Genomic DNA, 11334 nt, shown 5'->3' on the forward strand with positions numbered 1-11334 from the left:
AGTTACAGGGAAGTCGTTTAGCGCTCCGCTCCCGGCCTTTTACCGGCGCATGAGCAATTTCATTTGCATTTCATACGCGTTAGCGAATTCTTCACCGAAGAAATCCTCTTGTGCCGATTTTGTCAAATGCGGATAGGCTTCGCAGTATTGATCCCAACATTTCGCTTTCTTTTGAAACACGATACCTTCACCGAGTGACTTTTCGAATAAATCTGGATCGAAACGTTTTAATATCGCGACAAGCGATGCCTGTATTCCGGCAGTCATGGCCATTTGATGCGAACTAATGTCGTTATACGCCTCATCCACCGCTGATTTCGGGTCGATAAACGCTGGATTTCCAGGCATTAACATTAGTTTCAGCACGCTTTCGACATCCGGGTTAAATTTTAACGGGTTGTTGTCGAATGATTTGATAGTCGTCACCGAAACTCTGAATTCGCTTTTCATTTCTGCCCGGGCCCTTAACACGTCCATTAGGCCTACAGTTAAACTCCGGAATAATATCCCAGCTGTCCGCATAACTTCGGGCCATTGCTCGGGCGACGAAAACGCCGCTTCGTGCACACCTGCGCCTTCCAAAAAACATGAGAGTAGGTGTTTCGTGTCGGTTGCCGTTCCGGATACCGCATCTTCATCTGCAGACTTTGCTACGGTAAACGGTTTTGGAGCCTCGGGGAAAGAAGGCGAAGGTTGCGCGACACTGGATTTCGGTGCCTCTACCTCAAACTGCTTAATCTCAGGTATCTCCCTTGGTGCGTCAATACAGAAATCAGGGGCACTCTGAAAGGGTGATAGTTCCGATTCGTCACTACTTTTTGCCAGCGCATCGAGTCCCTTCAATAAATCTCCAATATCCTTAGGCGCATCTCCAACACTTAATGCCGGAGGAGGTGTAAAGCTATCATTAAAGGTAGAAGATATTAGCTCTTCGGCGAACGCATTTTTTTGAAACGGAGCAATGTCATCTTGCACTGCGGCAAACGGAGAATTATCCGCACTGAAAGGGCCCGGCATTGAAAACTCAAACGCTCCGCTTGTGTTTTCAGTTACCGGCGAAGTAATTGGCTCGCTAACTCGATAGTTGGCGATAAGCTCGTACTCACCGATACGTATTAAGGAATTATCAGGCAATAAGTGTAATTCATTATTTAACGTTAGTCCCTCATTGACCAAGTGTGTGCCATTTTTACTGGCATCTTGGATATAAAAGCAGTTGGCTTGAAAAGAGATATTCGCGTGGTGACCGGATATAAAGCTCTCTGGATCAACCAAGACTAACGTATTTCCCGGCTTTCTGCCTATCGTCCCGCCTTTCTCATCGAATTCCGCGTTCAGCGGTTGAGCAATAGGCACCCCTTTATAAGTCAGCACTTGCAGAGTGAGGTTCATAAAGTTTGCGTTTACCTAACTTTGACAAAATATCCAAATTGTGAACGACGGCTTGCTTCGAAACATAGCCGAAGGTTTGTTCTTCATTTTTCTGCGTCGTAAAGTGTAGTGCACATTTTATCCCCTGTGCGATACGTATTAACCAGATACAAGCTTGGCTACTGAGTTATCGGCAAATCTTATTTTTGCGGATTACTCTCTTCGGTGCTGGTCACCTGATTCGACATACATTCAACTACGCTCTCGGTGTAATTTGAATGTGCATCCGCAAGTTTTTTTGGATCACCAAAGTCGCTTCTCAATTCCGATAGCGTTTTTTTAGGATCAGGAGATTTATTCAAGCTCAACATTTTTGTGTAATTTTTGTAGGCTACTCGACGTACTGGATCTAATAAGAACAATCCAGGCATATTGCTTGACGTTGAAGCTACTACGCAATTAGTCATAATCTCCGGTGATATTCTGTAATCCTGTATGTCCTTATCTGCTTTCATTTGTTCTAATACGGCTAGTTTATAGTCTTCTTTTTCCGAACATCCTGCCAAGATAGTTACTGACAGTACAATTAATAAGATTTTTTTCATGCCTTGCTCTTAAATAATCCTGTTACAACCTCAATCCGTGCTACACATTTAAGCCTTGGGCATTGCGTTGCCTGGCAAATTAAATACACAGATTAAAAAAAAACCCCCGCTATTTTTCAATAGCGAGGGCTTTCAATCCTCTAAGCTTTTACGCTTAGACTTTCATTAATTAGATGAAAGTCGGGATCAGCGGAGCGTCAATAGTTACCAATTGACGGCTGCCGTTAGCATCCCAGAAGAACAACAGACCAGCGAAGCGGCTGTCTGGATCGTAGATCAAGTCGGCCAGACGGTATACTTCCCAAGCAGCGTCAGAAGCTGTAACTTCGACAGTGCGGGTTTCGCCTGGAGCCAGAGGGCTGTTATCGCTAACAGTCAGGCCTTCTTCAGCCAACAAGTCGTCAGGATAAGCTGTATCGTCTTCATGAACCGCAGGATCCAGGAAGCGAACACCCGCTGTGTTGAACTCGCCCAAACGAACAGGAGAATCACCGTTGTTGGTGATAGTCAAGGTCATTTGCATCGCACGACCAGGTACACGGTAAGAAGCGTCATCAACTTTTACAGAAACAGTAGCTTCTGGCATTTGATAAGTTTTCATACCACGCAACAAACCAGCTTGCAGCGGAGTTGTTACAGGGTATTTTTCGTTGGTTGTGCCCATTGAGGCGGCAACGATAACCATGGTACCAACTGCGAACAGCATACCAACTTTTTTGTCACCAGCTGAGATCAAAGAATCTGCTTTGCCGGTGCTTACAGCGATATGACGTGGAACGAACAGAGGACGTTTGATCCAGAACAGCAACCAAGCGAACGCAATTACGAACCATACTGCGTGCCAGAAATAGACGTTATCCAGAGCGTAGTGTTCCAGGTCTATGGTTTGGCCGGTCAGAGTGGTAACAGGGTTTACGAATTCTTTCATTGAACCGGTAATGGTTACCCATTTACCAGGACCGATGATAGGACCACCGCCTTGTACGTTCATCATGGAATGAACGTGCCAGTCGCCAGGACGACGAGCTTTCAGCAGAACTTTAAATTCGTATACTTCACCCAATTCCAAGGAAACTGAACGAGGAACCAGTTGACCACCAATCCAAGAACCAGCACGAATAAATACTGGACCAGGAATACCAACGTTCAAGAACGAAACTTCTGGTTTATCAACGGTTTCAGGCCAACCTGCGAATACCAGGAACTTACCAGAAATGGTCATCGTTTCGTTAACAGGTACTTCTTCTTTTGACCAGTTCAAGTCAAACCAGTGAATAGTCCGCATCCGCATAAACGCAGCCTGTGACTTTTCACCATGAGCAGATGCCGTTGGAGCGTAAAACATCGCTGCTGTCATTGCGACCAACAGTGCGACAAAGGACAGTTTTGCAACTTTGTCTTTTATTATTTTCATATTTCCTCCTCTATCACTAGAGAATTTAAATTAAGACTTTCTGGCAATCTATGTGTAATTAAATTGCCAGCTTCATTTTTATCGAACCGTTCTAATTAAGAAGCGTCGTCAGCGATGAAATCGGTTTTAGCAAACCATCTGCCGAAGAAATGCCACAAGAAGTAGATGATGATAGAAACGAAACCGGAGAAGAACGCTGATACAGGAGCAACGTCTTTACCGAAAGTTCTTAAAGTACCTTTCTCAACCATCCGGATGTACTCAGGAGTACCGGTACGAACATAGTGATAACCTTGCAAGTCAGCCAAAGTCATCATCATACCGTTGTACTCTACAGGAACGTGCAGAGGTGCGATTACTGGCCAGTTACCTGGGTAGAACAACAGACCATAAGCAAGGCCACCAACTACCGCAGTCAAAGTCATGCTGTTGCCCAACATCAGGATTGTATCCAGCACGATTGCGCCAGGAATCAGGTTTGAAGGGAAGCAGATATTGACTGGGAAGTATGTCCAACCCCAGAAGTTCATGTAACGGTTAATCCACTCACCAATCATCAAAGCAACAACGGACAGAGTTGCGCCGACTGGCAAACGGTATCTCCACCACAAGCATGCTTGAACAGCCGCAGGGAAAGTAATAGAAACGATAGGCGCCACGGTTACCCACAGACGTCTATCTTTCCAGTCGGTCCAGAAGTCCCAGTCACCACCGGTCAACATGTAGTGAATGTGATAACCGCCCAGAACCGCTGTGAACAGTGTAAAAAGAATCATCCAGTCAAACGTACGGGAAACTTGTACCGCTTCCGCACGAGAACGTACAGCTGATTGAGATGCGCTCATTAGCTTACCTCCTAAAGAATTAAAATTATATTTTTTACCACTCTCTTATCCTGCTCCGACCAATGGCGGACCGGAGCAAGAAAGGAGATAGTTTTTACTTTTAAAAGCCTGAATTAAGCCAGGTCTTTTTTCAGCAATTTGGTAATTGCCATTACTTCGGTGTTCACAACACCCATTACAGCCAGAGCAGCCCAACCAAAGAATACGAAACCGTAGTGCAAAGGTGCAACGAACAACTCTTCCATAAACCAGAATGTGTGACCCCATTCATTCAAACCAACGTTTGGCAGAATCATGAATGGACCGATAACTGCGATTAAATACATCAGGTGCAAACCTTCTTGATAGGTAGGCAGTCTGGTTTTTGCGTACATAAAAGAAGCAGAACCAGTAATGATGTAGATTGGGTAAGACAGATAGAACTCGATGATGTGACTTGGGGTAAAGTCGGTATCACGAACGATGGTTTGGTGCCATGTGCCGTCTTGCTCGGTAAAGTAAGAAGCACCCCAGTAGATTGCCCAACCGTAGCAAACCAACCAAGTCCAGTGAGTAAAGTGACGACGCAACTCTTCACGTGGAGTGATCGACATTACTTTACGGTCACGAGTTTTCCAGATATAGCCGTTGATACCTGCGAACAGGATAACTTCGACTACGATCTCGATGTACAGCATATTCATCCAGTATGTTTCGAACTCAGGCGCGAATGAGTCCAGACCAGCTGACCAGCCGTAAACGCCTTCGTACCAACGAATGAATGAATAAAAACCCAAGTACAGTGCGATGCCTGCCCACAGGTTTTTTTGATTTAAAAGCGGTGCTTCCGCAGCATCAGCCTTAACTGATTCAGTTGTAGCAGCCATTTCTACCTCCTAAAAGATTGTCTAAATCCCCGATCATATCGGGAGTTCTTTGTTTTTCCTGAATTCAAGCCTTCTAAATTAAGAAGACACCCCCTCCCTTGAGGTGCGAGGCAGTCTACCATCTTGCAAATCCTTGTCAAGTCAATTCATCGTTTCCTACAATAAGTGCTTGCGCCCGCCTAAGCAGCATATTACGTTCAGCCGTATCGTTGAATCTGGCTTAGCTCTCCGACCATAAATTTGGATACTTAACGCATCGCTCTGTTGGCGAATTGACAAATGAAAACGCCCAGTTGGCAGGGGTTAGACCGCGTCTAGAGTCCATACAGCATTACATACATGAAATCGCTCTTATTCTGGTATTCTTGGCATGTGGTCGGTGGAAATCGCAAGAAAAGCATTTTAGGCCGTCAGATGGAGATTATTTCAGTCTTTTTGGATCTGGTTTGAATTCGCTTATTGTTGTGCCATCTGCGCGTCTTAACGAAGCATTCCCAACCGAATACCTAGCCACACCTTATAATAATCTAGTAGCGCGGCTTGAAGCTTATTTCACCTTGCGCTCAAGGGCGTTGGAACGAGCGATGGGCTATCGCTCAAGATAAGTCGCCAAATAGACAACTACTAATCGAGCAAGACAAAAAAAAACCCGCTTATTAAATTAATAAGCGGGCTTTTGGTATAGGCGCTTGGCGATGACCTACTTTCACATGGCAACCTGCCACACTATCATCGGCGCTAAGCGGTTTCACTTCCGAGTTCGGGATGGGATCGGGTGGTTCACGCTTGCTATGTTCACCAAGCAAACTGGTTAAGTTGGTTGTTGACCAACTGTCATGCAGCAGGTCGGTTAAGCCGTTTGGCTTAGCCTTCAGGCATTTACTACGCTAACCACCGCGTGTGCGGATATTCGCGCTTACGTGGTTTTGCCTTTGACCTGCTTTTCATGGAAATCTGTATCGAGTTCGTTCTCTTGCGTTGTTTTCAGCGATTGTCTTAGACAACCCAAACGCATTGGGTGTTATATGGTCAAGCCTCACGGGCAATTAGTACACGTTAGCTACGCCCATTACTGGACTTCCACACCGTGCCTATCAACGTTGTCGTCTCCAACGGCCCTTCAGGGGACTTAAAGTCCCAGTGAGATCTCATCTTGGGAGGGGCTTCCCGCTTAGATGCTTTCAGCGGTTATCCTGTCCGAACGTGGCTACCCAGCAATGCCCTTGGCAGGACAACTGGAACACCAGAGGTTCGTCCACTTCGGTCCTCTCGTACTAGAAGCAGCTTCCCTCAAATCTCAAACGCCCACGGCAGATAGGGACCGAACTGTCTCACGACGTTCTGAACCCAGCTCGCGTACCACTTTAAATGGCGAACAGCCATACCCTTGGGACCTGCTTCAGCCCCAGGATGTGATGAGCCGACATCGAGGTGCCAAACACCGCCGTCGATATGAACTCTTGGGCGGTATCAGCCTGTTATCCCCGGCGTACCTTTTATCCGTTGAGCGATGGCCCTTCCATACAGAACCACCGGATCACTAAGACCTACTTTCGTACCTGCTCGACTTGTCCGTCTCGCAGTCAAGCACCCTTATGCCTTTGCACTCATTGCCTGATTTCCGACCAGGCTGAGGGTACCTTCGTGCTCCTCCGTTACTCTTTGGGAGGAGACCGCCCCAGTCAAACTACCCACCAGACACTGTCCCTAATCCAGATAATGGATCGAGGTTAGAACTCCAAACATACCAGGGTGGTATTTCAAGGTTGGCTCCACGAGAACTGGCGTTCCCGCTTCAAAGCCTCCCACCTATCCTACACAAGTAGGTTCAAAGTCCAGTGTCAAGCTATAGTAAAGGTGCACGGGGTCTTTCCGTCTAGCCGCGGGTACACTGCATCTTCACAGCGATTTCAATTTCACTGAGTCCCAGGTGGAGACAGTGTGGCCATCGTTACGCCATTCGTGCAGGTCGGAACTTACCCGACAAGGAATTTCGCTACCTTAGGACCGTTATAGTTACGGCCGCCGTTTACTGGGGCTTCGATCAAGAGCTTCGCTTACGCTAACCCCATCAATTAACCTTCCAGCACCGGGCAGGCGTCACACCCTATACGTCCACTTTCGTGTTTGCAGAGTGCTATGTTTTTGCTAAACAGTCGCAGCCACCGATTTTTTGCAACCGCCTTACGCTCCATCCGCGAGGGACTTCACTTATCAACGGCATACCTTCTCCCGAAGTTACGGTATCATTTTGCCTAGTTCCTTCACCTGGGTTCTCTCAAGCGCCTTAGAATTTTCATCCCACCCACCTGTGTCGGTTTAGGGTACGGCCACTTGTAACCTGAAGCTTAGAGGTTTTTCCTGGAAGCAGGGCATCTATCACTTCGCGTTTCTTTCGAGACACTCGTCATCACGCCTCAGCATATAGCATCCCGGATTTGCCTAAGATGCCTGCCTACACGCTTAAACGGCCACTTCCAACCGACCGCTGATATAGCCTTCTCCGTCACCCCATCGCAGTTACAACTGGTACAGGAATATTAACCTGTTTTCCATCGACTACGCCTTTCGGCCTCGCCTTAGGTGCCGACTAACCCTGCGTCGATTAACGTTGCGCAGGAAACCTTGGGTTTACGGCGAGGGGGTTTTTCACCCCCTTTATCGTTACTTATGTCAGCATTCGCACTTCCGATACCTCCAGCCGACTTCTCAATCGACCTTCGCAGGCGTACGGAACGCTCCTCTACCACTCACGCAAAGCGTGAATCCGTAGCTTCGGTACTATGCTTAGCCCCGGTAAATCTTCCGCGCAGACCGACTCGACCAGTGAGCTATTACGCTTTCTTTAAAGGATGGCTGCTTCTAAGCCAACCTCCTGGCTGTCTGTGCCTTTCCACATCGTTTCCCACTGAGCATAGATTTGGGGACCTTAGCTGACGGTCTGGGCTGTTTCCCTTTTCACGACGGACCTTATCACCCGCCGTGTGTCTCCCGTGCTGACACTTGCTGGTATTCGGAGTTTGCATCGGGTTGGTAAGTCGGGATGACCCCCTAGCCGAAACAGTGCTCTACCCCCAGCAGTGATACACGAGGCGCTACCTAAATAGCTTTCGAGGAGAACCAGCTATCTCCGAGCTTGATTAGCCTTTCACTCCGATCCACAACTCATCCCCTACCTTTTCAACGGGAGTGGGTTCGGTCCTCCAGTGTGTGTTACCACACCTTCAACCTGGTCATGGATAGATCGCCCGGTTTCGGGTCTACACCTTGCGACTCAACGCCCTATTAAGACTCGGTTTCCCTACGCCTCCCCTATTCGGTTAAGCTTGCCACAAAATGTAAGTCGCTGACCCATTATACAAAAGGTACGCAGTCACCCCACGAAGGGGCTCCCACTGCTTGTACGCATACGGTTTCAGGTTCTATTTCACTCCGCTCTCCGCGGTTCTTTTCGCCTTTCCCTCACGGTACTGGTTCACTATCGGTCAGTAAGGAGTATTTAGCCTTGGAGGATGGTCCCCCCATATTCAGTCAACGTTTCACGTGCGCCGACCTACTCGATTTCACTAAAAAAAGGTTTTCGTGTACGGGGCTATCACCCTGTATCGCCGGACTTTCCAGACCGTTCCACTAACCTTATCCTAGCTTAAGGGCTAGTCCCCGTTCGCTCGCCACTACTTAGGGAATCTCGGTTGATTTCTTTTCCTCCGGGTACTTAGATGTTTCAGTTCTCCGGGTTCGCTTCAGTGAGCTATGTATTCACTCAAAGATGACGAGGTTATCCTCGCCGGGTTTCCCCATTCAGACATCGCCGGATCACAGGTTGTTTGCCACCTCCCCGACGCTTTTCGCAGGCTACCACGTCTTTCATCGCCTCTTACTGCCTAGGCATCCACCGTATGCGCTTATTCACTTGACCATATAACCCGAATACGTCTGTATTAAGGTTTTTAGTCGCTGACATGTTCGCTGATGTTGCTTGAGAACGTTTTACGGAGGTTTTGGGCCGCTTTCTTTCGAAAGCCGCTGGCTACCGCCCGCAACTCGTTTTTAAGTATTGATCGTTAGCCGATCAAGACTTAGGTTACAGATTTCCATATTGTTAAAGAGCGTATTGATACGAATATCAATGCTATCGAGCCTTGGGTTATTAACCGAAAAGCTGTATAGCGTTGATGTTGATATCTTGGCTTAAGATCGACGTCACGTGATGGTGGAGCCAGGGAGGATCGAACTCCCGACCTCCTGCGTGCAAGGCAGGCGCTCTCCCAGCTGAGCTATGGCCCCGAATAGATTCAGACTTTCGCCTTTTCGTTAGTTGGTGGGTCTGGGAGGATTTGAACCTCCGACCTCACCCTTATCAGGGGTGCGCTCTAACCAACTGAGCTACAGACCCAGGTGCGTCTTTCAATCGAAATAATTTGTTGTGAGTACGTGTGACAGTGTTCTGTCTTTGTAAGGAGGTGATCCAGCCCCAGGTTCCCCTAGGGCTACCTTGTTACGACTTCACCCCAGTCATGAATCACAAAGTGGTAAGCGCCCTCCCGAAGGTTAAACTACCTACTTCTTTTGCAACCCACTCCCATGGTGTGACGGGCGGTGTGTACAAGGCCCGGGAACGTATTCACCGCGGCATTCTGATCCGCGATTACTAGCGATTCCGACTTCATGCAGTCGAGTTGCAGACTGCAATCCGGACTAGGATCGGCTTTTTGGGATTTGCTGGCTCTCGCGAGTTTGCTGCCCTCTGTACCGACCATTGTAGCACGTGTGTAGCCCTACCCATAAGGGCCATGATGACTTGACGTCGTCCCCACCTTCCTCCGGTTTATCACCGGCAGTCTCCCTAGAGTTCCCGACTTGACTCGCTGGCAACTAAGGATAAGGGTTGCGCTCGTTACGGGACTTAACCCAACATTTCACAACACGAGCTGACGACAGCCATGCAGCACCTGTCTCTCGGTTCCCGAAGGCACCAAGTCATCTCTGACAAGTTCCGAGGATGTCAAGGGTAGGTAAGGTTCTTCGCGTTGCATCGAATTAAACCACATGCTCCACCGCTTGTGCGGGCCCCCGTCAATTCATTTGAGTTTTAGCCTTGCGGCCGTACTCCCCAGGCGGTCAACTTAATACGTTAGCTCCACTACTAAGTTCTTTAAGAACCCAACAGTTAGTTGACATCGTTTACGGCGTGGACTACCAGGGTATCTAATCCTGTTTGCTACCCACGCTTTCGTACCTCAGCGTCAGTTTTAGTCCAGGGAGCCGCCTTCGCCACTGGTGTTCCTTCAGATCTCTACGCATTTCACCGCTACACCTGAAATTCCACTCCCCTCTACTAAACTCTAGTTGCCCAGTATCAAATGCAGTTCCCAGGTTAAGCCCAGGGCTTTCACATCTGACTTAAACAACCGCCTACGCACGCTTTACGCCCAGTAATTCCGATTAACGCTTGCACCCTCCGTATTACCGCGGCTGCTGGCACGGAGTTAGCCGGTGCTTCTTGTATAGGTAATGTCAGTCTACCGGGTATTAACCGGCAGGTATTCCTTCCTATTGAAAGTGCTTTACAACCCTCAGGCCTTCTTCACACACGCGGTATTGCTGGATCAGGCTTTCGCCCATTGTCCAATATTCCCCACTGCTGCCTCCCGTAGGAGTCTGGGCCGTGTCTCAGTCCCAGTGTGGCTGATCATCCTCTCAGACCAGCTATGGATCGTCGCCTTGGTAGGCCTTTACCCCACCAACTAGCTAATCCAACATAGGCTCATCTATTAGCGCCAGGCCCGAAGGTCCCCGGCTTTCATCCGTAGATCGTATGCGGTATTAGCGTGAGTTTCCCCACGTTATCCCCCACTAATAGGCAGATTCCTATGCATTACTCACCCGTCCGCCACTCATCCGGGTGCAAGCACCCTTCAGCGTTCGACTTGCATGTGTTAAGCATACCGCCAGCGTTCAATCTGAGCCATGATCAAACTCTTCAGTTTAATAATGCTTGATACTAAATAAGATTAGCATCCAATCTTGGCTCGACTACAGAACGTCGTTTCTTGCGAATTGACGTGGATTCTCTGCGCCGATAATTTCTAACAGAAACGTATCGCCACACATACCCACACAAATTATTTCGATTCATCTTGTTAAAGAGCCAGAGCATCTCGCCCTGTTGAGCCGACATATTCTACAGAACTTTCAGAAAGTGTCAACACTTTATTTTCGAAGCCAGAAAC

The 11334-nt window shown here is 48.2% G+C and carries 5 protein-coding genes, 2 tRNA genes and 3 rRNA genes; all 10 read right to left on the reverse strand.

All coding sequences use genetic code 11. The features are described from left to right. Positions 1 to 39 precede the first annotated feature (39 nt). Positions 40 to 1392, reverse strand: coding sequence for a type VI secretion system-associated FHA domain protein TagH (gene tagH / locus BJL95_RS05820; RefSeq protein ID WP_071156215.1), 1353 nt, complete (start codon positions 1390 to 1392; stop codon positions 40 to 42). A 179-nt stretch (positions 1393 to 1571) separates the two neighbouring features. Next, positions 1572 to 1976, reverse strand: a complete 405-nt coding sequence (locus BJL95_RS05825) for a hypothetical protein (protein ID WP_071156217.1) — start codon at positions 1974 to 1976, stop codon at positions 1572 to 1574. A gap of 169 nt (positions 1977 to 2145) precedes the next feature. Beyond that, positions 2146 to 3390, reverse strand: coding sequence for a bacterial ammonia monooxygenase, subunit AmoB (gene amoB / locus BJL95_RS05830; protein ID WP_064028764.1), 1245 nt, complete (start codon positions 3388 to 3390; stop codon positions 2146 to 2148). 95 nt (positions 3391 to 3485) lie between these two features. Beyond that, positions 3486 to 4235, reverse strand: a complete 750-nt coding sequence (gene amoA / locus BJL95_RS05835; protein ID WP_064028762.1) for a bacterial ammonia monooxygenase, subunit AmoA — start codon at positions 4233 to 4235, stop codon at positions 3486 to 3488. A 113-nt stretch (positions 4236 to 4348) separates the two neighbouring features. Then, positions 4349 to 5101 (reverse strand): bacterial ammonia monooxygenase, subunit AmoC, encoded by a 753-nt coding sequence (gene amoC, locus BJL95_RS05840; protein WP_071156219.1) that lies wholly within the window; start codon positions 5099 to 5101, stop codon positions 4349 to 4351. A gap of 687 nt (positions 5102 to 5788) precedes the next feature. Beyond that, positions 5789 to 5904, reverse strand: a 5S ribosomal RNA gene (gene rrf / locus BJL95_RS05845). Positions 5905 to 6126: 222 nt separating this feature from the next. Next, a 23S ribosomal RNA gene (locus tag BJL95_RS05850) occupies positions 6127 to 9020 on the reverse strand. A 292-nt stretch (positions 9021 to 9312) separates the two neighbouring features. Next, positions 9313 to 9388 (reverse strand) — tRNA-Ala (locus BJL95_RS05855). Between the two features lie 32 nt (positions 9389 to 9420). Then, positions 9421 to 9497 (reverse strand) — tRNA-Ile (locus BJL95_RS05860). A gap of 60 nt (positions 9498 to 9557) precedes the next feature. After that, positions 9558 to 11091, reverse strand: a 16S ribosomal RNA gene (locus tag BJL95_RS05865). Together the 16S, 23S and 5S rRNA genes with 2 tRNA genes alongside form the textbook arrangement of a ribosomal RNA operon. Positions 11092 to 11334 lie beyond the last annotated feature (243 nt).

The organism is Methylomonas sp. LWB (assembly GCF_001856095.1).
GTDB classification, from domain to species: domain Bacteria; phylum Pseudomonadota; class Gammaproteobacteria; order Methylococcales; family Methylomonadaceae; genus Methylomonas; species Methylomonas koyamae_A.